The sequence below is a fragment of the Providencia sp. PROV236 genome, assembly GCF_033676985.1.
Lineage (GTDB): Bacteria > Pseudomonadota > Gammaproteobacteria > Enterobacterales > Enterobacteriaceae > Providencia > Providencia manganoxydans.
This window is the reverse complement of the sequence record NZ_CP096297.1, coordinates 3,219,160-3,243,323: the sequence shown is the minus strand read 5'-3', so window position 1 is coordinate 3,243,323 and position 24,164 is coordinate 3,219,160. Positions and strand designations below refer to the sequence as shown.

Here is a 24,164-nt window from a genome sequence, read left to right as displayed (position 1 = left end):
ATATTTAACAGACAAACTTCAATTGAAATGTTTTTAAATTAACTCATAATCTAGTTATTCATTCGATAGTGAATTATTGTATTTTTCATATTCAATGATTTAAATAAATTATAGCGAATGGATTCACTTTAATTATATTAAAAAGGAATAATAATTATGGCTAAGCTAGATATAAACTCAGCTTTTGGTAGAAATAAAGTTCAAGGTGGAAATGCAGCTAATAGCGGTGCTAATTACAACCGTATTAAAGGGGGCAATGCATTTGACTCCGGTATTGGCGATGGAACAGTGAGTGGTGGGAATGCTAATAATAATAATATTAATCAAGGTAATATTTTTGGGGGGGGAGCTGATAATAAAGGAGATAATAGAGGGTATGTTCAAGGAGGCGGAGGGATTAACAATGGTTTGAATCAAGATGATGTTTTAGGAGGAAGTGCATCTAATGGCGAGGGTTATTTCAACCAATGTTATATCACTGGTGGTGTTGCGATTAGGGGGCTTCAAAAAGGCATGGCAGAATATGTAAAAAACGAAGCGATATTTGAGTTATCAATGTCAGAATTTGTTGAATTACAGTCTGAATATGAGAGCCTGAAACAAGAGAATGAACGCTTAATTCAAGAAGAAGAAAAAAACAGAGCAACAATAGAAAATAATAAAAAAACGATAGCAGAGCTTAGTGTTCAACTCGATAAGAAGCACAAAGAGATTACTGAGTTAAATGAAATAATCTTAAAGCAAAGGGATGTGATTGCTGAAAATAATGCTATTTCAGATTCAAATAAAAAAGCGATTAAAGAGCTAAAATCATTGGTAGGAACACAGAAAAAAGAAATTGATGGTTTAAAGGATAGTTTAACTAAATCAACAGAATCGTATAATTTAAAAAATAAAGAGCTTAAAGATGCTAAGGTTGAGTTGACATTCTATAAAAATAAATTAAGTAAAGCGGAAAAAGAAAGCTCAGAAAAAATTAATGAATTTAAAAAAATGATTGCTGATGCACAGAAGGTAGTCAAAACGCTTAGAAAAGAGTGTGATGAAGCCAAAGAATCAAATACTAATTTAACTGCTGATATTAATGCGAAACAAAAAGAATTGAATGAGAAAACATCAACTCTGAATGGTTTGAGAAAAATAAACAAAGAATTAAATGTAAAAATTGATACGCTAAATGTTAAGTATGATTCTCTCAGTGTTAAATTTGACAGTTATAAAGCTAAATATGATTCATTATTTATGAATATAACAAGAGTGGTTAATGAGGCCGATGATAGAAGTGATTCTACTCTATCTAACTTAGCTGAAAGTATGAGCAGCATGCTCAGCGCTGATGAATCCCCTAATGATTTTGGTAAAAATCATTAAGTTAAGGTGGATACACATCTTGTCATATGATCAAATGGTTTCGCGAAAAATCAATAATCAGACAACAAGATGTGCGAACTCGATATTTTACACGACTCTCTTTACCAATTCTGCCCCGAATTACACTTAAAACGACTCAACAGCTTAACGTTGGCTTGCCACGCATTACTTGACTGTAAAACTCTCACTCTTACCGAACTTGGCCGTAACCTGCCAACCAAAGCGAGAACAAAACATAACATCAAACGAATCGACCGATTGTTAGGTAATCGTCACCTCCACAAAGAGCGACTCGCTGTATACCGTTGGCATGCTAGCTTTATCTGTTCGGGCAATACGATGCCCATTGTACTTGTTGACTGGTCTGATATTCGTGAGCAAAAACGACTTATGGTATTGCGAGCTTCAGTCGCACTACACGGTCGTTCTGTTACTCTTTATGAGAAAGCGTTCCCGCTTTCAGAGCAATGTTCAAAGAAAGCTCATGACCAATTTCTAGCCGACCTTGCGAGCATTCTACCGAGTAACACCACACCGCTCATTGTCAGTGATGCTGGCTTTAAAGTGCCATGGTATAAATCCGTTGAGAAGCTGGGTTGGTACTGGTTAAGTCGAGTAAGAGGAAAAGTACAATATGCAGACCTAGGAGCGGAAAACTGGAAACCTATCAGCAGCTTACATGATATGTCATCTAGTCACTCAAAGACTTTAGGCTATAAGAGGCTGACTAAAAGCAATCCAATCTCATGCCAAATTCTATTGTATAAATCTCGCTCTAAAGGCCGAAAAAATCAGCGCTCGACACGGACTCATTGTCACCACCCGTCACCTAAAATCTACTCAGCGTCGGCAAAGGAGCCATGGATTCTAGCAACTAACTTACCTGTTGAAATTCGAACACCCAAACAACTTGTTAATATCTATTCGAAGCGAATGCAGATTGAAGAAACCTTCCGAGACTTGAAAAGTCCTGCCTACGGACTAGGCCTACGCCATAGCCGAACGAGCAGCTCAGAGCGTTTTGATATCATGCTGCTAATCGCCCTGATGCTTCAACTAACATGTTGGCTTGCGGGCGTTCATGCTCAGAAACAAGGTTGGGACAAGCACTTCCAGGCTAACACAGTCAGAAATCGAAACGTACTCTCAACAGTTCGCTTAGGCATGGAAGTTTTGCGGCATTCTGGCTACACAATAACAAGGGAAGACTTACTCGTGGCTGCAACCCTGCTTACTCAAAATCTATTCAAACATGGTTACGCTTTGGGGAAATTATGAGGGGATCTCTCAGTGCTCAGCGTATCTCCTGGAATTTCATACATGGAAATTGTAAAAGAGGGCATTAACCATATTGCTAATTTCACTCTAATTGATAAAAATATTGTTTAATTTTACGCTAAGTAAAAAGCCAGAATTATTCTGGCTTTTTACTATGTTAGATTATTAGGTTTTTAATTACAAGGGTAATGAACCATTATGAGTAATAATATGGAATATAAAGATTATGGTCACAATCGTGTTTTAGGTGGTAATGCAGTTAATCAAGGATATAATTACGGTAATATTATTTCTGGAAATGCAATAGATTCAGGAACCGGCTATGGAACAGTTATTGCCGGTGATGCGATTAATCAAGGTATAAATTATCATATGATAAAAGGTACAGATATTCGTAATGAAGGGGATAATCTGAGAGAAATAATGTGTCTTGCTGTTATAAATAAAGATTATCAGAATAATTTACTAACAATGAAAAATGGATTAAATACAAAAGGTACATTGGATTTTAATAGGAAGTATTTAATGATAGAGAGAGGGTGAATTATGAAATAGAGGCATTATTCTATTACTTAACTGAAAATAAAAAACAAATCATTTAATTTAACTTTTTAATAAATAGAAATGAAAGTTAGCAAGGAAGTAAATGAAATATATTTAGGATTTATACATGACATTATCTCAATGACTAATGAATCTATTATAAATAATAAAAAAGAAATGGAAAAGATAAAAATGAAAGATTCTATACAAGGTGAGAATGCTATTGATATGGATAGTGGTTTTTCTGAAATTAAAATTAAATATAAAAGGCTTGATGAAGAGTATAAAAAACTATTAAGCGATGAAAAAAATAAAATAAAATTAGTTGAAAAAAACTTTCATGAAGATGGGATGGGAACAAACGAACTAAAAAAATATTCATTTGATTATCAAAAAATTGGTAATCATGAAAATAATATGCTAATTAATCTTGCGGGAATACACGCTGACTTTATTGAATCAAGCCCTATCTATAATAAAATAACCAGAATAGAAAGCCATGGTGGAAAAGCACAAAATAGTGGCATGAATTATGGTATAATACAAGGTGGAAATGCATATAAAATCATAAAGAATATTATTAATATAAATGTATTTATCAGTTGTTTTGATTTTTCTATTTCAATGTTTGATGGATTGGTATCGATGATCAGCGGTATGATTGGGCAACGTGAAACGGCTTTTGGTGATCAAACGGCTAACAGTGTTTACGAATTAAATAAGATGTTTATCATTGGGCAAAATCATTCGGAACATCTATTAAAGTAGCAGAAAGAGGCCAATAACAGTCATTGGCCTCTTTAGGTTTACTCGCAGTGTGCTAATTTAATCGCTAAGCCACCTTGTGAAGTTTCACGGTATTTTGCATTAATATCTTTACCGGTTTCATACATGGTTTCGATCACTTTATCTAAGCAAACACGTGGATCACTGACACGACGTAGCGCCATTCTTGCGGCATTAACCGCTTTAACCGAAGCGATTGCATTACGTTCAATACAAGGAACTTGTACTTGACCACCTACAGGGTCACACGTTAAACCGAGGTTATGTTCCATTGCGATTTCAGCTGCCACACAAACTTGCTCAGGGCTACCACCCATCAATTCAGCTAGGCCCGCAGCAGCCATTGAACAAGCGACACCGACTTCACCTTGGCAGCCAACTTCAGCCCCCGAAATCGATGCATTCATTTTATATAATGAACCAATCACACCAGAAACTAAGAAATAGCGAGTGTAAGAGTTTTCATTAACAGGGCGAATAAATTTGTCATAATAAGCGAGTACCGCTGGAATAATGCCACAGGCGCCATTAGTTGGGGCTGTGACGACACGACCTCCCGCAGCATTTTCTTCATTCACTGCTAATGCGAACATATTGATCCAATCAATTACTGCCATTGGGTCGGTATTGGTGTTATCGCTAGTAACGAGTTGACGACGTAGCGCAGCTGCACGACGTGGTACACGTAGTGGGCCGGGTAATAGCCCTTCTGTCGTGACGCCACGCTCAATACCTGCTTTCATTACATTCCATATATCGGAAAGGTATTGATGAATTTCTTCTTTACTGTGTAGCGCTAACTCATTTTGCATCACCAGAGCTGAAAGTGATAACCCTGTTTCCTTGCAATGCTTTTGTAAGTCGGCTGCGTATTTATATGGATAAGGGACTTGTACAGATTGCTCATCAGATTGGCCAAAATGCTCTTCATCGACAATGAAGCCACCACCAATAGAATAATAGGTTTTTTTATAAATGCTTTTGTCTGCATTATAAGCAGTAATGGTCATACCATTTTCATGTAAAGGCAAATTGGTGGAATGAAAATTCATACCGCCTTCAGCTGGGAAATCAACTTCATGTTGGCCTTGAGCGAGTAGTAATTTACCACTTAGTTCAACATGACGAATAAAGTTGGGAATAGCATCAATATCAACAGTATCCGGCAAGTTACCTGCAAGACCCATAATAATTGCGATATCCGTCGCATGTCCTTTACCAGTCAATGATAAAGAACCATACACATCGACAGTAACACGGGTGGTTGAGGTGAGTAGGTCTTGTTGGATCAAGTCTTCAACGAATTGCTTACCTGCTTTCATTGGTCCTACGGTGTGGGAACTTGATGGGCCGATACCGATTTTGAAGATATCAAATACGCTAATCATATTCAGCGCTTCCTATATAGTAACAGTGTCTTAATTTTTAAGGCATGCTATGCCGTGTGCTCCGGCATCGTTTTTGAGGAGGGGAGGTATGACCGCCGGAGTGGTCACACCTTCCTATAAGGCTGATTAGAAGAACAGCTTGTATATTGCAGCAGAGATAGCGACTAATCCCATGATAACAATAAACACATTGCTGATTTTACCTGAGTACTTACGCATTGCCGGGACTTTACTGATAGCATACATTGGCATCAAGAACAGTAAGATAGCAATGACTGGGCCACCGAGGCTTTCAATGATATCCAGTACACCAGGGTTCAATGTAGCAACTAACCAAGTAGTCACTAACATAAAGATAGCAGTACCACGATTTAATTTGCGAACATCAATAGTTTTACCTTTTGCGCGATAAGCACGTTCAACTAAGCCATTGAAACCTTCACGAGCACCTAAATAGTGGCCAAGGAATGATTTAATTATAGCAACGAAAGCAATAATTGCGGCTGCAAACTTAATAAATGGCTGGTCAAAGTAACCAGATAGATAGTCAAGGATACTGATATTTTGTGCTTTTGCTTGAGCAAGATCAGCTGAAGACAGTGTAAATACACAGCTGAACACAAAGAACATGACAGTGAACACCATGAGGATATGTGCAGATGCTAAGATACGAGAACATTTTTGCTCGGCTTGATCGCCATATTCTTCACGTTTAGCAACAGAAAAAGCTGAAATAATAGGTGAGTGGTTAAATGCAAAAACCATTACTGGAATTGTTAGCCAAATGGTGACCCAAATGCTTTGACCGCCGCTGTGCTTAGCTGCTTCAGCGATGCCTTCCATGGTTAAGGTATCGAGTACCGCGCCATTCCAATGAGGGATCATATACAGAGAGAAAGCGAGTAGTACTGCAATGAATGGGAACACCAACATACTCATCACTTTGACAATATATTTTTCACCAAAAGAAACAATTGTCATGATCCCGCCAACCAGCACCAATGCTAATAACCAGCGTGGTGGAGCAGTAAAGCCCATCAGTTCAGTTAGGAATTTATGCACGTTATTGGTGATAGATACACCATAAACTAACAGAATTGGATAGATAGCGAAGAAATAAAGTAGGGTGATCCAGTTACCTGCGGTACGGCCAAAATGTTCTTCTACGACTTCAGTGATATCACCTTCTGGTTTTGAGCCAGAAAGCACGAATCGAGTCAGCCCACGGTGGGCAAAAAAGGTCATCGGGAACGCTAAGACCAACATCAGTAGAACTGGCAGTAATCCACTCATACCTGCGTTGATAGGTAAAAACAGTACACCAGCGCCGATAGCTGTACCGTATAAGCCCAGCATCCATACTGTGTCAGTTTTACGCCAAGCGCGAGCATCCCTAGTTTGCGAGGCTGTTTTATCGATGGAACCAACTCGAGTTGTATCCATAATAGTCTCCGAAATAAAAGTCAAAAAATAGGCACCCCGTGAAGGTAAAAACCTCACTGGTGTTTTAATCTTTTGGTACGAACAAATAATCGCCAAATATAATGTGCAGTCTTTTGTATCTACGTAACAATCTGATTGGAAATAAATATAAAATTGAGAGTAGATTTATTTTCAATCAGTTTTGCTAATTTTATATGTAAATTTGATAAACCGATTTTGAGGGTGCAAATGTACATATTTTTAGTAGAAATCACCGTGATCATACTCTCAAAAGAGAAAAATGTCCTAAATATTGCTATTTATCGATTTTTATAAAAATGTTAAAAAATTTACCTTAAGGTAAATGGAAATAGTGTTATTTATCCTGATAGAAAATAGACAGTCATAAGGAGTTATATGTTTATCTATATTTAAAGAGGGCAATGTTACTATGTTAATGAAGTGATGCTATTAAAAATAAATATAGTTAAAATAAATTAATTTTAAAAAGAATTACTGAATAAAAATGCAGGGCATAGTTTTATTGTTTGTTTTATGTTGTTGATTTTTAATTATATTTTTTCGTTTTTGGCAGTGATTCATCGGGTGATTAGTTATCATTTTTTTAGTTTTTTTATTGGAAATACATTAATGAATAATAAAGTTCATTAAACTAAAAACTAATACTTATTTCGCGAAGAAAAAAATAATTAAAAAACGTTACAAAAAATTTGTTAATTTACTGTTATTTATTTTTCGGAAAAAGTTCTTTTTTGTTCATTTTACGAATAAAAAAATAAAACAAAATGTTGATTCAACGCAAAGTTCAGAGCTGGATTAAAAATCACCAGCTCTGAATTATTGAATAATTACGCTTGAAGCCAACCTTTACGTATAAGGGAGGAGAATATGAGGTGATATAAGCGAGTCAAAGGTGCTTGGATTTTATAACCTACAATTGCCCAAAGGATTTGGCTTAATCCGCAAGCAATCATACCTAAAATAAATGCACCAGCCATGTCGAGTGGCCAGTGAACACCCAGATAAATACGGGACCAAGCAATAGCAATTGCGGGAACTAACATTAGCAAACCAACCCAAGTTCTTAGCCAGAACAAGAATGCAAATACAAAGGTGAAGACGATGGTGCCATGATTGCTTGGGAAAGAAGAAGTTGCATTATGATCAAGGAAATTAGTGCCAATACCGACCACAAAAGGGCGATCATGAGGTGCAATTAAACCGACTAGCCATGAAATAGCAAGGCCGATCACTAACGCATAAGCCGTTTTACAGACAAATGCTCTTTGGCGCTCCATATCTGGTTTTGCGCCCCAAAACCAGCAGGCAACAGTAAATAGTGGAAAGAGTAAGATCAGGCGTTTAGCTATGATTGTGGCAAATGCAATGGTGCCACTTGCAGACTCAGGGGTTGCATTGATCAGGTTAAACAAATCCAGATTGAATTGTTCCAGCACGGTAATGTACCTCGGAAAATGGGTGAAAATTAAGACTTAAAGCGAGAGAGTAGAGTTTCTCACATAACAGGTAAAGTCCCTTTGTCCTAAATACTCGTTATACTTCAAGTTACAACGTTTTACAGTGAGTGATAGTGACCGCGTCTGTTCGCAGCAGCCCTGTACTCATGTATGTGCTTGCTGCCTGAACTTTAGGCTGTCTAGCTGCACCCTGAAGTATTTAGAGTATAAAGGGGCGAATTTACTTTTTGTTAATGATTTACTCAATAGATAATTAACAAAAATATTTAGGTTTTTTAAGGAGTGCTTATGTGGATCCAAAAAGAAATAAGGTTAACAGCAAAAGAAAGAGGCTTCCATTTGATTACTGATGAAATCTTACATCACTTACCTGAGCTCAAGCAGATCAAGATAGGGCTATTGAATCTATTTATTCAACACACATCAGCCTCACTTACCATCAATGAAAATGCGGACTATACGGTGAGGCAAGATTTTGAAAGTTTTTTTAATCATGCGATCCCTGAGAACGAACTTTATTACCAACACAATTATGAAGGGAGTGACGACATGCCTGCACATTTGAAAAGCAGTATTTTAGGCGCGAGTTTAGTACTTCCTATAACAAACGGTCGATTAAATTTGGGGACTTGGCAGGGAATTTACCTTTGTGAGCATCGTAATTATGGTGGTGAGCGTAGGTTAGTCATCACTTTGCAAGGTGAGTGATACTCAGTTGAGTTTGTATAGGCAACAAAAAACCCGATAGCGATAAAACATATAGTTGGCTATCGGGCTCCTCAATATGGGGACATCAAAGAAAAGCAGTGGCATAAATTAAGACCCCTCTTATATAAGAAAGTTCGCAAGTAGGAAAAAAAAGTTGCATTATTTTTTACTTTAGGTAGGAAGTAGCACGAATTGAACAAATTAAGCGGCTCAACATGAAAAGATGAGCCGCGATGTATTGCTTATTTATACAGATCGAGGTGCTCTTTCGCGTAAGCTTCGAAATCAGTACAGCCACCGATATGTTTTTCATCAATGAAAATTTGTGGAACGGTTTGGACTTCTTTGCCAACGGTCTTTGACAGATCTTCTTTGGTTAAGCCTTCAGCGTGGATATCTACATAACGATAGTCGAAATCATCACGTTCATTTTTGAGTTTTTCAGCGAGTTCTTTAGCGCGAACACAGTATGGGCAGCCAGGGCGACCAAAAATTACAGTGTACATAGTATCTCCTATATAACAAATTCTCGTATTTTATTCACAATGCCCACTACTATGCCTATAACGGCTCAGAAATAAAAGATGATTTTTCCTTTTGTTGGTATCGGTCTGGTTTATAATCTTAAAAAAGATTATCCGATCTAAATAATTCGAGGTGCATCTAGGCGACCTGCGGAGCAAACAGTAAGCACATACATGAGTACAGGGCTGCTGCGAACAGACGCGGTCGCTATCGCTCACTGTAAAAGGTTGCAATTTGAAGTATCGTGAGTAAATGTTGAATAAAAGGATATACCATGAGTAACAAGCCTCAGCGGCAAATGCGTTCACTATCAGACTTACCGAAGCCTATTTTGATTTTAGAAGGGATTGGTATTGCGCTGTTGATTGTGGTGCTTTTAGCCATGAATAGTTATCTAGAGCTACCAGAACCTTTGATGCAAAAAGGGGCTCTGATTGCGATTGTGATGGTTGGTATTGGCTGTTTGATCCCAGCCACAATTAATATTGTTTGGCGAGCGATCCATGGATTAAGTTTTTTAGGTATCGACAATGAAAAAACAGCTAGGCCGGGTAGAAAGCAAAAACCTAGTGATAATGATAAAAAGGATGAAAAGGGGGAGTGAACATGGTTTTACTGGTGTTTTCACAGTCAATGTGTGAAAATTGCCCACTTTTCTAACTCATCTTAAAAGTGTTAGTTAGAACAGGTTCATTTTTACTGGTTATCATTTTGAGTTGAAGAAGGTTATAACCCATGGATACTATTTGTTACCCTGACATTTCACAATTACGTGAATGGCTAGATCAACTCAAAACATCCTATTTCGAGTGTGATTCTTGTGCTGCACTGCATTTACCTCATATGCAAAATATTGATGGTATCTTTGATGCAAAACTAGACATCATCAATAATGTGTTAGTCCTTTCTGCATTAGCAGAGCTAAAACCGACAGCGATCATCACCTTAGTTGCTAACATTAGCCAAATTAACGCGAGTTCATTGACTGCAAAAGTTTTCCTTGAGATCAATAATGAAAATTTGCCTAAATTAATTGTTAGCCAATCATTTTCACTTGAAGCAGGGATGACCTATCGCCAATTTAGTCATTTTTTACAGCAAGCTGAAGAACAAATATCCTCAATAGTGTTTGAAATCTATAGTAATAATTTACTTTATTCAAACCAAGATGAGTTTGAGGAAGAAATGACCGATCCTGAAGTTGATGATAATCCTTCTATAATTATTCATTAGTTTTTAAATTATGTATTGTGAAAAATATCAGGTGGGAGAATGCCATTCTTGCCAGTGGCTTGAGTTTTCGGTAGAACAACAACTTCAACTAAAACAAGAAAATTTGTCTGCGTTATTGCCTTCGTTATCTGCTTCAGTGTTTCACCCTGCGGTTGCTAGCCCACAGCAAGGGTTTCGTAACAAAGCCAAAATGGTGGTAAGTGGTAGTGTTGAGAAGCCTATATTCGGGATCATAAATTCTTCTGGCCAACCAGTTAGTTTGACTGAATGTCCGTTATACACATCGGGCTTTTTAGCTGTATTTGATGTATTGAAACCGTTTATTGCTCGCGCAGGTTTAACACCCTATAACATTGAACGTCAGCGCGGCGAATTAAAATACTTGTTATTGACTCAAAGCCAGCACACAGGGCAATTTATGCTGCGCTTTGTATTGCGTTCAGAAAAGAAAGTTGAACAGTTGAAAAACGCGTTGCCTTGGCTACAACAGCAACTTCCACAGTTAGTTGTTGTCACCGCTAATATACAACCCGTTCATATGGCTATTTTAGAGGGTGAGCAAGAGATCTTTTTCACTGCACAGCAAACGTTGCGTGAAGAATTTAACCAAGTTCCGTTATTTATACGGCCTAAGAGCTTTTTCCAAACCAATCCGATAGTAGCTGCAAAGCTTTATCAAACGGCTCGAGAATGGGTAAGGGCTTTAAATATTACCAGTCTATGGGATTTATTCTGTGGCGTTGGGGGGTTTGGCCTACATTGTGCGGAGACACATACTAAACTGACAGGGATTGAAATTAGTGCTCCTGCGATTGCCAGTGCGACACAGTCGGCTAGCGAGCTGGGACTACAGAATGTGGAGTTCCAAGCTTTAGATTCTACAAAGTTTGCAACCAATAAAGGCGATATCCCTCAGTTAGTGTTAGTCAATCCACCACGACGTGGTATTGGTGAAAGTTTATGTGAATATCTTTCAACGATGCAGCCTGACTATATTTTATATTCGAGCTGTAATGCACAAACGATGGCGAAAGATATTGAGCGATTAGCGGGATATCAGGTTGTGAAGGTACAATTGTTTGATATGTTTCCGCATACTGCTCATTATGAAGTATTAACTCTACTAATGAGAGATGGTTAGTAAAAATAAAGTCACTAATTAAATCTAAGTGACTTTATTTAATAATGATCAAATCAGATAATTTTATTTTTGGGGTTTTTATCAATAATAAATTTTCTTGTTATTTCTATTTTTCTTACGCCGTCTTTATCTATTAAGAAATTACTGTTTTTCTTATTGATGATTTTCTTTAATAACTCAAAAAAATCAGATTTATTTTTTGTGATAAATACACCTTTATTGGGGTCGAAAAGTTCAAATGTCGTTTTATTACAGTTGGTTAATGGTTTTACTGTAATGGCCATAGCATGATTTTTATCACATAGGTCACATGCAAATACTTGATTTTTTAAAATGTATTTCTCTATCATTTTTTTTAATGTATCCAATGAAACTATATCATTATTAGGCATTGAAACATAAAGATTAATAGGACTATTATCATAGGATACACCTTCCAAATTATTATTGAATTCAGTTTTTCTGATTATTTCATGAGAAAAATATTGTCCTATAAAATAAAAGAAAAGTTCTATTTTGCTTACTAATAAATATTTCTTTTTAGAGCTAAAACAATGAGAACTTATTTTTTCGGATAGTATTGAAAAGTTATCGTGGTAATTTTTTGTTGTAGATATATTGCTAATATTAGATTTAATGTATCTGTTGACTTTTTTAATCAATATTTTTATTTCATGAAAGTAAGGTGTTAATATTTTTTTTGATTTAGAGAGGTTTTTGATATTTTCATCAATAATTCTATCGATATAGTTATTGATACCTTCATTTTTATTGATAGGAGGGTATTTGAATTGATGTATAGCATTCCTTATATCAATCGAAATATCTTGATTAAATTGTGCCCTAAATATTTTATGAAATAATTGGTTAAGATGTGCATTATGATAAGAGATGAATTTTTTCTGCTGATAACTAGCGGGGTAAGAGAATCTACAGGAGGGAGCAACAAGGTTTAATATACTTATAATCTCTTGAATAAAATGAATTTCTTTGTTCTTATAAACATTAACAAGGAATCGATCAGTTAGCCCATAACATAGCCCTCCATCGGTATAATTAATATTTTCTATACCAATAATTTTTTTTGTAAATTCATTGGAGGGGGTTTTATGAAAGTATTCTATTAATTGATATTGATTAAATTTTATTGAGTAGTTTATTTTTTTGTTTGGCATAATTAAACCTTATTTGTTAAAGATATATAGGCTTAACTATAAAGCAGAATCCTTCTTCATCTTGTAGATTTCACGTAACTTATGTACATGAATTATTTAATGATATATGTTTGGATCTATAATAAAAAGACTTGTTAATACAAGCCGCAGACTGTTGACAAACATATCATGTTTGTCAACAGTCGTTCGGGGTTTTGAAATAAACAAGGAAAATCAATTTATTGATTTTTGGCTGATAACACGGAGCGGGAAAAACCACGTTTTTATCCCGCTTCGTCAGCAACCTCAGGCTTGTTAATACAAGCCTTTTAAATGATGCAGGTTCAAATTTAATTTCTATGCTCAAAAGCCAGTGCTTTGCGTTCGATAAGTCGCATAATAATGGTTAAGATTGCGTTGACCACAAGGTAAATGATACCTGCGGCAACAAACGCCATTACATCCCAAGTTTGGCCAAAGACTTGGCTGCTGTAACCCATAATATCCATCATGGTTATCGTACTGGCGAGCGAAGTACTTTTGAAAATTAATACGACTTCATTTGAGTAAGATGACAAAGAGCGCTTAAATGCGTAAGGCAAAATAATTCGCATTGTTTGTGCTTTAGACATCCCTAGTGCTTGGCATGATTGCCATTGTCCTGAAGGGATCGCTTTTACTGCCCCATGGAAGAGTAACGTTGAGTAAGCAGCACTATTAAGCGCTAGAGCGATCATCGCGCACACCCAAGGCGTTGAGATAAAGTCCCACAGCATGGGGTAATTCTGCAAAGATTTAAACTGGCTTGGTCCATTATAAATTAAGAAGAATTGAACCAGTAGTGGGGTGCCTGTGAACAACGTGATATACACTTTGACCGCTTGTGAAATAACCGGTGTTTTGAGTGACAATATTAGTGTAAACAAGATGGCTAATATAAAAGCGACAAGCAATGCACTAAAGGTCAAAGACAGGCTAGTTGGTAAACCAGGTAGTACCTTTAAAATCAAATCAATCATTGCGATCCACCTCGCTCAAAACGGGTTGTACGCAATTCAATTCGTTTCAGAATAACTTGGCTTAATAAAGTAATGGCAAGATAGATTAGCCCAACGATGGCATACCATGTAAAAGGCTCATGAGTACGATTAACAATGGTTTTTGTTTGTAACATCAAATCATTTACGCTAATTAAAGAAACCAGTGCGGTATCTTTTAATAGTACCAGCCATTGGTTCCCTAAACCGGGTAGGGCATGGCGCCACATTTGCGGCATAATAAAACGAAAGAAAATCGTTCGTTTAGTTAGACCAAGTGCGAAACCGGCTTCCCATTGACCATAAGGAACGGCTTTCAATGCACCGCGTAATGTTTGTGAGGCATACGATGCATACAGCAGGGCTAATGCCACTACACCACAGGCAAATGGGGTAAAATCAAACTGTCCACTTTCTGCAAAGAAAATACTGGGATCAATTTGTAAGGTGGTTTGCCAAAAACCTAAATTAATATCGATGCCATCGCCTAATAGATTGATCAGCTGTAATGTCCCAAAGTAGACAAATAAGACAACCAGCAGTTCTGGCAACCCGCGAATTAATGTCACCCAACAAGTACCTAAGAAGGCGATGGGTTTAAAACGAACGGATTCCCATGCGGTAAATAGCATCGCGAGGAGCAGGCCCAATATTAGAGCAGAAACAGCAAGGCCGACGGTTAAACCGGCGGCACTTGTTAGAAAAAGAAAATTGTTCATTAACTATATCGATTATTGTTCAAACCATTTTTTGTAGATAACGTCGTAAGTGCCATCAGCTTTAACTTCAGCTAATGCTTTATTCATTTTATCTAACAACTCTTTATTGCCTTTACGAACAGCAATACCTAAACCGATGCCAAAGTATTGTGGGTCAGTCACTTTCTCACCAACAGGTGCTAGGTTTTCGTTGCCTTTCGCTTTTAACCACTCATCAGCAACTGCGGTATCACCAAAAACAGCGTCGATACGGCCATTTTGCAGATCTAAGATTGCTGATTGGTAGTTATCATAAGGTACGGTTGTCATACCTTTGTGCTGTTCCATGATGTATTTTTGGTGAGTAGTCCCATTTTGCACGCCAATTTTTTTATCTTTTAGCTGATCGACTGAAGAGATTTTTTCTTTAATGGCAATAAATTCAGCTGAATTAGGATAATAAGTATCAGTAAAATCCACTTGTTTTTGACGATCTGGCGTAATATCAATACCTGCCATCAACGCTTCAAAGCGGCGGAATTTTAGACTAGGGATCAAACTATCGAACGATTGATGAGTGAATGTGCAAGTTGCATCCATTTTTGCACAAATTGCATTTGCAAGATCGACATCAAAACCAACGATTTGGTTGTTTTTATCAAACATCTCAAATGGGGCATAAGTTGCTTCTGTTGCAAAACGAATGGTTTCTTTTTCCGCGGCAGATGCAGATAGGGTTACAGCGCCAAGTAGTGCAGCTAATATAATTTTTTTCATTGCTTAATCCTATATCTATTAGTGTGACAGATAGTTTGCAAATGCTTCAGTTTGAGGTGCTGTGAAATGGCTAGCATCCCCTTGTTCTACGATATGACCGTTTTCCATGTACACCACACGGCTAGCGGCTTTACGAGCTATCTCTACTTCGTGGGTTACAATCACTTGTGTAATACCCGTCGCGGATAGTTCACGAATAATATCAACAACTTGTGCAGTAATTTCAGGGTCTAATGCGGCTGTAGGCTCGTCAAACAGTAGCACTTGTGGCTCCATCATTAATGCACGAGCGATTGCGACACGCTGTTGCTGACCACCCGATAAATGCAAAGGGAAACGCGTGGCAAACTGAGTTAGCCGTAAACGCTCTAACAACTTTTCCGCCTTTGCTTTTGCTTCTTGACGTGACAATTTTAAGACGCGACATGGTGCTTCAATCAAATTATCGATGACCGTTAAATGTGGCCATAGATTGTATTGTTGAAAAACCATTCCTACGTTTTGACGTAATGCTCGGATTGCCTTGGCATCTGGGGTAGAGGCAAAATCAAATTGCTGACCCGCAATGTTAAGTAATCCTGAACGTGGCATTTCTAGCAGATTCAGTACACGAAGCAATGAACTTTTTCCTGCTCCGCTAGGCCCAAGTAATACCATGGTTTCACCAGCAGGACAGGTTAGATTAATATCAAAAAGTGCCTGATGGGAGCCATAGAAACAGTTTATATTTTTTAATTGAATGCTCATGCTTACCAATAATACCTTGTTAAACTGACTCCGATATTAATCCCGTAAGCATATTTATGCAATAATAGATGCATAAAAATTTGTTTTTTCGCCTACTGTATCTTGAATGATCCAGAGTATAAAACCTGACTATTCAGCAGGTAATTGTTCTGCCTTTGTCTGGCTAGCGAGTTGCTTATCTCGTTCAAAAGCCAGTTCGCTAATACGTCTCGCCATCCCTTTAAAAATAAATAAGTGCGCAGGCATCATAGCGAACCAATAAAGCAAACCACTGAAACCAGCAGGATGCCACCACGCTCGCACATCAATTGAACGTCGGCTACCACTATCATGGATGGTAAAAGTAAGGCGGCCTAATCCAGGTGCCTTCATACCAAATAATAAACTAAGTTGTTTATTTGGTTCGATATTAATGACCCGCCAACCATCAATCTCATCGCCGAGTTGTAATTCTTCGCGGTTGGGTCGGCCATATTTGACCTTATTTAGCATCATGTCATCCATGATAGCGCGTGTTTTCCAAAGTGCATTCGCATAAAAATAACCATCTTTACCGCCAATTTGCTGAACAGTGTGCCATAAAGATGCTGTGCTTGCTGATGTCCCTAACGTAAAACCAGCTTGCTTCGGATAGAAGCCATACCCTGGGCGCCAGCGCTTTCTTACTTCAGGATCATAGCCCCAATCGGCATTATCAATGGCATCGGCTTCTTGAGCTAATGTGGTTTTAACAGCATCATCGAATGAAATCAGGGTTTGAGGGATCAATTCGCGCAGCGCTTTATCATCAGCAGGGAGGTCATGCTGTAAGCCTTGGATCAGCTCTTTGGCGATTGACGGCGGAACGGAGGTGATCAAACTGATAAAATGCACTGAGATCATACTGATTGGAATAGGAATTGGTATCAGTAATCGACGCTTGCCACTGACTTTAATAAAACGTTTAAATAACTCTTGGTAGCTCATGTATTCAGGGCCACCCGCATCAAAAATGCGACTTTCAGTGACAGGGAGCTTGGCGAGCTCAGTCAGGTAAAACAGGATATTACTCAGAGCAATAGGGGATGATTTTGAACGAACCCAACGTGGCGGTGTTAAGATAGCCAAGTTGTATACCATGTCACGCATAATTTCAAAGGCAGCAGAACCTGAACCAACAATGATTGCTGAACGAATTTCCGTAACAGGGGCTTTGCTTTCACGCAAAATCTCACCTGTTAATCGACGTGAAATCAGATGTTGTGAATAACTGTGGCCATGCTGAAGTGAACTTAGATAAATAACATGTTTAACATTGGAATTGTCGATAGCTTGTTGAACATGACGAGCCGCTGTACGTTCACGCTCAATCAAGTTTGCTTGATCGGCCATGCTATGAACAAGGAAGTAGACAATATCAATGTCTTCCATGGTATCTTTTAGCGTTTCTGGATCTTGTAAGTCAACATAAATACACCGCGTATCTTGCCAACCTTGTGACAGCATCCAATCTACCCGTCTGGCTGCTGCGGTCACTTGATGACCCTGCTTGATTAATTCAGGGATTAAGTTTTGTCCAATATAGCCGCTAGCACCTAATACTAAGATACGCTGTTGTTCATTCATGTCTATTTCCTGTTTTTACGCTCACCTATCGCTATTGTGACTGAAATTCTACTTATGTAAAGCGCTGTTAAATATCATCATTTTAAGACTTATTATCGATTTATCGCGATTGTGAATAACTACGTAAAGAAGGCCATCAAAATTGGTGTGATTAAACTAAGCACGAAGCCATGAACAATTGCCGCGGGTACGATGGAAACGCCGCCACTGCGTTGTAATACAGGCAACGTGAAATCCATAGAGGTAGATCCGCAAATCCCTAATGCCGTAGAACGATAACGGTTAATAATTAAAGGGATCAACATAATGGCCGCTAATTCACGTGCGAGATCATTAAAAAATGCTGCACTGCCCATCACTGGCCCATAAGCATCGGTTAATACAATACCGGTTAAGGAGTACCAACCAAAACCCGAAGCAAGCGCTAACCCCATTTTTACGGGGATCCCTAACAGGAAAGCGGCGATTGCTCCCCCAACTAGTGCGCTAGCTCCCATCACTAATGCAATCGTAGTACCTCGTCGGTTAACTAAAATTTGCTTAAGGCTCATGCCGCTGTTGCGTAACTGAATGCCAACCAACAATAGCAACAACATCAAGGCTATTTGGCTACCTTTATCCGCATAATGAAGGAATTTAAACCCAGTCAAACCCACGAAGAAGCCAATAAGGAGCACCCCACAAAGTTGTAATGATTCGAGAACCATTTTAATGCGTGAAGGGGGTTTTTCTTGTTTATGTTTTGGAATTTTCCAAGGATCGAACTTATCCAAGAGCAACAATGAAATAAGATTAAGTGAAAATATGCATACAAAGAATGTTAATGCATAAATTAAAATTGAAAATAAATGTGCACTTAAGTTTTCAAGTAATGCGAGGGTGATCCCCATTAAAAATAGAATGATATACACCATTGAGTTTAAGGCGCGATGTACAACATCTAGGATCTTTTTATTTTTGATGGAGATAAGATAACCTAGCGTTAACGGTAGTAAAATAATGAGTAATCCTGAATACATTTTGCATCCTTTAACTTATCCCATTAACAAGGGGTTATTACACTCACTACATTTCAAGTTGTAGTACCGCTAATGTCGTGCGCTAGCTACAGCTCGAATGATTTGGAGTATAAATTATTAGAATAATTTCTTTCGTTACTATTTTGATATCAATTATTGTTTGACATCAATTATTGAATCGCATTAATTACGATGTCGTTTTTTTCGCTGTCTATCGATAAAAAATAGGATAAAAAAACTAAAAAATAAAGTTTAACTATTTTATAACACTAAGAATGGATGCTCAATATGGTTGGCTATGTTGAGGTAAATATATTTAATTTTTGTTCGCTCTTATAGTCATGTAAGCAGTTAATAAGGTAAGCTTTCAAAATAGATCATAGCAAGGAGAGGGTGTATGTATCTGGAACGTGTGGAAATATACGGTTTTAGAGGGATTAACCGGCTCTCATTAGCGCTAAATAAGAACACGGTTTTAGTGGGAGAAAATTCATGGGGAAAGTCGAGCCTTTTGGATGCACTGACTATTCTACTTTCGCCTGAGCAAGAAAATTATCAATTTAATCAACATGATTTTCATCATCCAATGGGGGATGATGCTTCTCGATTTCGCTCATTACAAATCGTGCTTAAATTTTGTGAGGATCGTCCCGGTCGCCATCGCTCGTATCGTTTTCGTAACCTCACTTCTGTTTGGGTCGACAATGATGACGATTTAAAGCATATTTTTTATCGTGTGAGTGCCGAAATGAAAGAAGATGGCACGATCAGCGTGGATCGCAACTTTTTGAATGCAGGTGGTAATAAGTTATCGCTAGATAATGTGGGGAAATATATTAAAGAAATTATCCGCCTTTACCCCGTTATTCGACTGCGCGATGCACGTTTTCTTAATACCTTAAACCCTGAAACCTTGGTTGCTGGCGACAAAGAGATCCGCGATGTATTTAATTCACGTATGGAAGATTTGACGCGTGCACTGATCAATAACCCACAGCGATTGAGTGATGATGAACTGGTTGAAGGGATTGATGCGATGCAACAATTGCTTAGCCATTATTTTGCGGGGCAAAGCACTCATATATTTCAAGAACATCGCTCTACAATTAAGCAGGAACCACGGCGAAGAGGCTGGCAGGCACTCGATAATATTAGTCGCATTGTCGCTAAACCGAATGAACGTAATATCCGTTTAATTATATTAGGTATGTTTTCTTCTTTGTTACAATCAAAAGGTAACATACAACTGGATAAATATGCTCGCCCATTAGTGATCGTTGAAGATCCTGAGACACGTTTGCACCCGATTATGTTGTCAATTGCATGGGGGCTATTGAATTTGTTTTCTTTACAACGCCTCACAACCACAAACTCAGGTGAATTGCTATCTCAGGTTCCTATTGAAAATCTATGCCGTTTAGTTCGAGACTCAGGAAAGGTATCAGCTTATCGATTAGGCAAAAATGATTTATCGCCAGAAGAAGTGCGCAAAATTTCTTTTCATATACGTTTTAATCGGCCCTCAGCGCTGTTTGCTCGTTGTTGGTTACTGGTTGAAGGTGAAACAGAGATTTGGTTGATGAATGAGTTAGCTCGTCAATGTAATTATTACTTTGAGACTGAAGGAATTAAAGTCATTGAGTTTGCTCAAAGTGGTCTTAAGCCTTTATTAAAGTTCGCTAACAAAATGGGGATAGAATGGCATACGCTGGTTGATGGCGACGAAGCGGGTAAAAAATATGCAGCAACGGCACTCAGTTATGCAGAAAAAATGCATGATACAGAAAGAGACCGCTTAACGCGTTTGCCCGCACCTGATATGGAGCACTTTTTGTATCGAGAAGGCTTTAGCCATCTTTATCATGAAATCGCAGGGATCCCTGACAATGCAAAGGTTTCGACGCGTAGAGTGATTATTAAAGCGATTTCTAAAACATCAAAACCTGATCTTGCTATTGCCACCGTCAATCGAGCGGCGGAATTAGGGCCTGATTCTATACCATCACAGTTAAAAAGTATGTTCTCACGAGTGGCGTGGTTAGCGAGAGGAAAAGCTTATTAAGAGGATATATCCAGTTGTTAGAATATCAATATTTTAGAGAGAGGGCAGCCTCTCTCTTTGATCATATAGGTACAAAATGAAAACACATTCACGAAAAAAGTGGCTAGTCTCTATACTGGTTATTTTTCTGGCGCTTGGTGCTGCGTTGTTTTTTTTCGGTGGTGAAAAAAAAGAGGTTTACCAAACAGTTGCTGTAACACGTGGTGACTTAGACAAGCAAGTACAAGCGACAGGTAAACTGGATGCAGTACGTAAGGTTGATGTAGGGGCACAAGTTAGCGGTCAATTGCAGACTCTATATGTGAAAGAAGGTGACAAAGTTAAAAGAGGTGATTTGTTGGCAGTGATTGATCCTCAGAAGGCACAAAACGACGTCACTGAAGCCCAAGAAACCATCCATGAATTAGAATCAAATTTGGCATTATCCAAATCAGAGTTACGTCTGGCTGAAGTGACCTACCAGCGCCAATTAAGCTTATCCAAATTACAAGCTGTTTCTAAACAGGAGTTGGATCAAGCGCAAACAGATGTGGAAGTTAAAAAAGCGCGGGTTGCAACGTACCAAGCGCAAATTAAACGTAATCAAGCGACATTAGATACGGCGAAAACCAATCTAAAGTATACACAGATTACAGCGCCGATGGACGGTATTGTCACCTTTATTAAAACATTACAGGGGCAAACTGTGATTGCAGCTCAGGAAGCGCCAACGATTTTAACCTTAGCTGATATGAATACTATGTTAGTTAAAGCGGAGGTTTCAGAGGCGGATGTGATCTATTTAGAACCAGGGCAAGCGGCATCATTCACGGTTTTAGGTGCGCCTGATAAACGGTTTACCGGCGTTCTTAAAGATATATTGCCTACTCCCGAAAAAATTAATGATGCCATTTTTTACTATGCTAGCTTTGAAGTACCGAACCCACAGCATTTGCTGAAATTACAAATGACAGCACAAATCAAGATTGATCTAGAATCGCATAAAAATGTCCTTCTTTTACCACTGTCTGCATTGGGGGATGAAGTCTCTCCACAAGTTTATGAGGTGGAGGTACTTAATGGTGAAAAAGTTGAAAAACGCCAAGTTAAGATAAATAGCCGTAATGACGTTCAAGTCGAAGTGGTTGAAGGGCTTAAAGAGGGTGAGCAGGTCGTCACCGGTCGTATTACGGAGAGCTAATATGTCCGCTTTACTAGAGCTTAAAGGTATTACTCGACGTTATCCTGCGGGTGAAAGCGAAATCACCGTTCTGAAAGAGGTATCGCTTACCATAAATGCAGGGGAAATGGTGGCGATTATCGGTGCATCCGGTTCAGGTAAATCCACGTTGATGAACATCATTGGGTGTTTAGATAAGCCGAGTGAGGGAGAGTATTTTGTTGCACAACAAAATATTTCACAGCTGGATGATGATCAACTTGCTGAATTACGTCGCGAACACTTTGGCTTTATTTTTCAACGTTATCATCTGTTGAGTCATTTAACCGCTGAGCAAAATGTGGAAGTACCTGCTGTTTACGCAGGTGCTGGTAAAGCACAACGTCGTCAAAGAGCAATTGAACTACTTAGTCAACTTGGCTTAGGTGAACGTGTTGAATATCGGCCAAGTCAACTATCAGGTGGTCAGCAACAGCGGGTGAGTATCGCACGTGCTTTGATGAATGGTGGGCAAGTGATCCTTGCCGATGAGCCGACGGGGGCACTGGATAGCCACTCGGGTGAAGAAGTGATGAAAATCCTTAAAGACCTGTGCGCTCAAGGTCATACCGTGATTATCGTGACACATGACCCTAAAGTTGCCCAACAGGCGGAGCGTATTATTGAAATCAAAGACGGCGAAATACTCAGTGATTCAGGTACGGTTGCAGCTATTAAACCAACGCCTATACAAAAAAATACCCCTCGACGGATTTCGCTAGGCCAAGTTTATGGGCGGTTTAGTGAAGCTTTATTAATGGCATGGCGGGCGATGGTTGTAAATAAAATGCGCACGTTACTCACCATGTTAGGCATTATTATTGGTATTGCTTCTGTTGTTTCGATCATGGTTATTGGTGATGCAGCGCAAGGAATGGTGCTCAACAATATTAAAGCTATCGGCACAAATACCATTTCTGTTTACCCCGGTGAAGATTTTGGCAGTGATGACGCACAAAATCGGCAATCATTAAAAAGTGAGGATGTGGAGGCGCTTGCCCAACAACCTTATGTTGAGGCAGTTTCAGGCCAACTCTCTAAATCCACACGATTACGTCGCGGGAATTTAGACGCTTCTGCGCAATTATTAGGTGTTGGACGCGACTATTTTAAGGTATATGCAGAAAATTTCTCCGAAGGAATGAGTTTCACACCAGATATGGTCGAACGTCGGGCTCAAGTCGTGGTAATTGATGCAAATACGAAGCGGCGTTTTTTCCCTCATCAAAAAAATGTGGTTGGTGAAACATTATTGATAGGCAATATGCCAGCAACCGTCATTGGGGTACTGGCTGAGCAGAAATCTATTTTTGGCTCAACGAATTCTTTATCTGTTTGGTTACCTGATACGACGGTGAACAGCAAAATTTTAAACCGCCCTTATCTTGATAACATTATTGTGAGAGTCAAAGAGGGAGTGGATGCCAAAATTGCGGAACAGCAAATTACCCGTTTATTAACATTACGTCATGGTAAGAAAGATATTTTTACCTATAACATCGATACATTAGTCAAAACAGCAGAAAAAACGACGAGCACTATGCAGCTTTTTTTGACGCTAGTGGCGGTGATTTCATTGGTTGTAGGGGGAATTGGTGTGATGAATATCATGTTAGTCTCTGTGACGGAAAGGACACGCGAAATTGGTATTCGTATGGCAGTTGGTGCCCGCACTAGCGATGTTATGCAGCAATTTTTAATCGAAGCGATATTAGTTTGTCTGATTGGTGGATTAATGGGAATTGCGCTGTCTTATGGTATCAGTGTGATAGCTCAAATGGCGCTGCCTGGTTGGACATTTGCTTTTCAGCCAATTGCATTGATTAGTGCATTTATTTGTTCAACAGCAATTGGCGTGATCTTTGGGTTTTTACCTGCTCGCAGCGCTGCGAGATTGAACCCCATTGATGCGCTAGCAAGAGAATAATAAATTGACATCACTCCTTAACAAATTTCTGTCGAGGAGTGATTTC

At 38.6% G+C, this 24,164-nt stretch carries 22 protein-coding genes; 11 read left to right on the top strand and 11 right to left on the bottom strand.

Translation table 11 applies throughout. The annotated features are described in order from the left end of the window. Positions 1-156 precede the first annotated feature (156 nt). From M1E96_RS14910 to M1E96_RS14895, 4 genes are all read left to right on the top strand, one after another. Positions 157-1,371, top strand: coding sequence for a hypothetical protein (locus M1E96_RS14910; RefSeq protein ID WP_369427196.1), 1,215 nt, complete (start codon positions 157-159; stop codon positions 1,369-1,371). A 69-nt stretch (positions 1,372-1,440) separates the two neighbouring features. Next, positions 1,441-2,649 carry an IS4-like element ISVsa5 family transposase gene (locus M1E96_RS14905; RefSeq protein ID WP_369426974.1) on the top strand — a complete coding sequence of 403 codons (1,209 nt, stop codon included), beginning with the start codon at positions 1,441-1,443 and terminating at the stop codon, positions 2,647-2,649. 198 nt (positions 2,650-2,847) lie between these two features. Continuing rightward, positions 2,848-3,192, top strand: a complete 345-nt coding sequence (locus M1E96_RS14900) for a hypothetical protein (protein WP_272581026.1) — start codon at positions 2,848-2,850, stop codon at positions 3,190-3,192. Positions 3,193-3,273: 81 nt separating this feature from the next. Then, on the top strand, positions 3,274-3,960 hold the full coding sequence (locus M1E96_RS14895; protein ID WP_272581025.1) for a hypothetical protein: 687 nt from the start codon (positions 3,274-3,276) through the stop codon (positions 3,958-3,960). 38 nt (positions 3,961-3,998) lie between these two features. On the opposite strand, the gene M1E96_RS14890 is transcribed toward M1E96_RS14895, so the two are convergent. The 3 genes from M1E96_RS14890 to ybjG all read right to left on the bottom strand — a co-directional run bounded on the left by M1E96_RS14890 (position 3,999) and on the right by ybjG (position 8,266). Further along, a complete protein-coding gene (locus M1E96_RS14890) occupies positions 3,999-5,366 on the bottom strand; it encodes an L-serine ammonia-lyase (protein ID WP_272581024.1) in 1,368 nt (455 codons plus the stop codon). 126 nt (positions 5,367-5,492) lie between these two features. Continuing rightward, a complete protein-coding gene (locus tag M1E96_RS14885; RefSeq protein WP_070924935.1) occupies positions 5,493-6,809 on the bottom strand; it encodes a serine/threonine transporter in 1,317 nt (438 codons plus the stop codon). 848 nt (positions 6,810-7,657) lie between these two features. Beyond that, positions 7,658-8,266 carry an undecaprenyl-diphosphate phosphatase gene (gene ybjG, locus M1E96_RS14880; RefSeq protein WP_070924934.1) on the bottom strand — a complete coding sequence of 203 codons (609 nt, stop codon included), beginning with the start codon at positions 8,264-8,266 and terminating at the stop codon, positions 7,658-7,660. A 309-nt stretch (positions 8,267-8,575) separates the two neighbouring features. Between ybjG and M1E96_RS14875 the strand changes: the two genes are divergently transcribed. Further along, positions 8,576-8,995 (top strand): secondary thiamine-phosphate synthase enzyme YjbQ, encoded by a 420-nt coding sequence (locus M1E96_RS14875; RefSeq protein ID WP_272581023.1) that lies wholly within the window; start codon positions 8,576-8,578, stop codon positions 8,993-8,995. Positions 8,996-9,237: 242 nt separating this feature from the next. On the opposite strand, the gene M1E96_RS14870 is transcribed toward M1E96_RS14875, so the two are convergent. Then, positions 9,238-9,501 (bottom strand): GrxA family glutaredoxin, encoded by a 264-nt coding sequence (locus M1E96_RS14870; RefSeq protein ID WP_070924932.1) that lies wholly within the window; start codon positions 9,499-9,501, stop codon positions 9,238-9,240. A gap of 293 nt (positions 9,502-9,794) precedes the next feature. Here M1E96_RS14870 and M1E96_RS14865 point away from each other — a divergent pair, with 293 nt between their 5' ends. The 3 genes from M1E96_RS14865 (at position 9,795) to rlmC (ending at position 11,894) form a co-directional block, all read left to right on the top strand. Next, complete coding sequence (locus tag M1E96_RS14865) at positions 9,795-10,124, top strand: YbjC family protein (protein ID WP_272581022.1); 330 nt, start codon at positions 9,795-9,797, stop codon at positions 10,122-10,124. Between the two features lie 131 nt (positions 10,125-10,255). Continuing rightward, positions 10,256-10,753, top strand: a complete 498-nt coding sequence (locus M1E96_RS14860; protein ID WP_070924930.1) for a YbjN domain-containing protein — start codon at positions 10,256-10,258, stop codon at positions 10,751-10,753. Between the two features lie 10 nt (positions 10,754-10,763). Continuing rightward, on the top strand, positions 10,764-11,894 hold the full coding sequence (gene rlmC, locus M1E96_RS14855) for a 23S rRNA (uracil(747)-C(5))-methyltransferase RlmC (RefSeq protein WP_140180535.1): 1,131 nt from the start codon (positions 10,764-10,766) through the stop codon (positions 11,892-11,894). 53 nt (positions 11,895-11,947) lie between these two features. Here rlmC and M1E96_RS14850 read toward each other — a convergent pair whose 3' ends face one another. From M1E96_RS14850 to M1E96_RS14820, 7 genes are all read right to left on the bottom strand, one after another. After that, complete coding sequence (locus M1E96_RS14850) at positions 11,948-13,069, bottom strand: hypothetical protein (protein WP_272581021.1); 1,122 nt, start codon at positions 13,067-13,069, stop codon at positions 11,948-11,950. 329 nt (positions 13,070-13,398) lie between these two features. After that, complete coding sequence (gene artM / locus M1E96_RS14845) at positions 13,399-14,067, bottom strand: arginine ABC transporter permease ArtM (protein WP_337979531.1); 669 nt, start codon at positions 14,065-14,067, stop codon at positions 13,399-13,401. Continuing rightward, a complete protein-coding gene (gene artQ / locus M1E96_RS14840; protein WP_272581019.1) occupies positions 14,064-14,804 on the bottom strand; it encodes an arginine ABC transporter permease ArtQ in 741 nt (246 codons plus the stop codon). Before artQ ends, artM begins: the two co-directional genes overlap by 4 nt. Positions 14,805-14,816: 12 nt before the next feature. Then, positions 14,817-15,560, bottom strand: a complete 744-nt coding sequence (artJ, locus tag M1E96_RS14835; protein ID WP_070924926.1) for an arginine ABC transporter substrate-binding protein — start codon at positions 15,558-15,560, stop codon at positions 14,817-14,819. An 18-nt stretch (positions 15,561-15,578) separates the two neighbouring features. Beyond that, entirely contained in the window at positions 15,579-16,307 is a 729-nt protein-coding gene (gene artP, locus M1E96_RS14830; protein ID WP_070924925.1) for an arginine ABC transporter ATP-binding protein ArtP, read from the bottom strand. 129 nt (positions 16,308-16,436) lie between these two features. Next, positions 16,437-17,912 (bottom strand): DUF2867 domain-containing protein, encoded by a 1,476-nt coding sequence (locus M1E96_RS14825; RefSeq protein ID WP_140180530.1) that lies wholly within the window; start codon positions 17,910-17,912, stop codon positions 16,437-16,439. Between the two features lie 119 nt (positions 17,913-18,031). Next, the gene (locus M1E96_RS14820) at positions 18,032-18,931 is read right to left on the bottom strand and encodes a lysine exporter LysO family protein (protein ID WP_070924924.1); all 900 of its coding nucleotides are present in this window, start codon (positions 18,929-18,931) and stop codon (positions 18,032-18,034) included. 397 nt (positions 18,932-19,328) lie between these two features. Between M1E96_RS14820 and M1E96_RS14815 the strand changes: the two genes are divergently transcribed. The 3 genes from M1E96_RS14815 (at position 19,329) to macB (ending at position 24,118) form a co-directional block, all read left to right on the top strand. Further along, positions 19,329-20,993, top strand: a complete 1,665-nt coding sequence (locus tag M1E96_RS14815; protein ID WP_272581018.1) for a DUF2813 domain-containing protein — start codon at positions 19,329-19,331, stop codon at positions 20,991-20,993. A 76-nt stretch (positions 20,994-21,069) separates the two neighbouring features. Next, complete coding sequence (macA, locus tag M1E96_RS14810; RefSeq protein ID WP_070924922.1) at positions 21,070-22,173, top strand: macrolide transporter subunit MacA; 1,104 nt, start codon at positions 21,070-21,072, stop codon at positions 22,171-22,173. Between the two features lies 1 nt (position 22,174). After that, on the top strand, positions 22,175-24,118 hold the full coding sequence (macB, locus tag M1E96_RS14805; RefSeq protein ID WP_140180528.1) for a macrolide ABC transporter ATP-binding protein/permease MacB: 1,944 nt from the start codon (positions 22,175-22,177) through the stop codon (positions 24,116-24,118). The last annotated feature ends 46 nt before the right edge of the window (positions 24,119-24,164 follow it).

Coding starts and splice junctions, on each gene's coding strand:
- M1E96_RS14910 (WP_369427196.1), top strand. CDS start 157: ATGGCTAAGCTAGATATAAACTCAGCTTTTGGTAGAAATAAAGTTCAA.
- M1E96_RS14905 (WP_369426974.1), top strand. CDS start 1,441: ATGTGCGAACTCGATATTTTACACGACTCTCTTTACCAATTCTGCCCC.
- M1E96_RS14900 (WP_272581026.1), top strand. CDS start 2,848: ATGAGTAATAATATGGAATATAAAGATTATGGTCACAATCGTGTTTTA.
- M1E96_RS14895 (WP_272581025.1), top strand. CDS start 3,274: ATGAAAGTTAGCAAGGAAGTAAATGAAATATATTTAGGATTTATACAT.
- M1E96_RS14890 (WP_272581024.1), bottom strand. CDS start 5,366: ATGATTAGCGTATTTGATATCTTCAAAATCGGTATCGGCCCATCAAGT.
- M1E96_RS14885 (WP_070924935.1), bottom strand. CDS start 6,809: ATGGATACAACTCGAGTTGGTTCCATCGATAAAACAGCCTCGCAAACT.
- M1E96_RS14875 (WP_272581023.1), top strand. CDS start 8,576: ATGTGGATCCAAAAAGAAATAAGGTTAACAGCAAAAGAAAGAGGCTTC.
- M1E96_RS14870 (WP_070924932.1), bottom strand. CDS start 9,501: ATGTACACTGTAATTTTTGGTCGCCCTGGCTGCCCATACTGTGTTCGC.
- M1E96_RS14865 (WP_272581022.1), top strand. CDS start 9,795: ATGAGTAACAAGCCTCAGCGGCAAATGCGTTCACTATCAGACTTACCG.
- M1E96_RS14860 (WP_070924930.1), top strand. CDS start 10,256: ATGGATACTATTTGTTACCCTGACATTTCACAATTACGTGAATGGCTA.
- rlmC (WP_140180535.1), top strand. CDS start 10,764: ATGTATTGTGAAAAATATCAGGTGGGAGAATGCCATTCTTGCCAGTGG.
- M1E96_RS14850 (WP_272581021.1), bottom strand. CDS start 13,069: ATGCCAAACAAAAAAATAAACTACTCAATAAAATTTAATCAATATCAA.
- artM (WP_337979531.1), bottom strand. CDS start 14,067: ATGATTGATTTGATTTTAAAGGTACTACCTGGTTTACCAACTAGCCTG.
- artQ (WP_272581019.1), bottom strand. CDS start 14,804: ATGAACAATTTTCTTTTTCTAACAAGTGCCGCCGGTTTAACCGTCGGC.
- artJ (WP_070924926.1), bottom strand. CDS start 15,560: ATGAAAAAAATTATATTAGCTGCACTACTTGGCGCTGTAACCCTATCT.
- artP (WP_070924925.1), bottom strand. CDS start 16,307: ATGAGCATTCAATTAAAAAATATAAACTGTTTCTATGGCTCCCATCAG.
- M1E96_RS14825 (WP_140180530.1), bottom strand. CDS start 17,912: ATGAATGAACAACAGCGTATCTTAGTATTAGGTGCTAGCGGCTATATT.
- M1E96_RS14820 (WP_070924924.1), bottom strand. CDS start 18,931: ATGTATTCAGGATTACTCATTATTTTACTACCGTTAACGCTAGGTTAT.
- M1E96_RS14815 (WP_272581018.1), top strand. CDS start 19,329: ATGTATCTGGAACGTGTGGAAATATACGGTTTTAGAGGGATTAACCGG.
- macA (WP_070924922.1), top strand. CDS start 21,070: ATGAAAACACATTCACGAAAAAAGTGGCTAGTCTCTATACTGGTTATT.
- macB (WP_140180528.1), top strand. CDS start 22,175: ATGTCCGCTTTACTAGAGCTTAAAGGTATTACTCGACGTTATCCTGCG.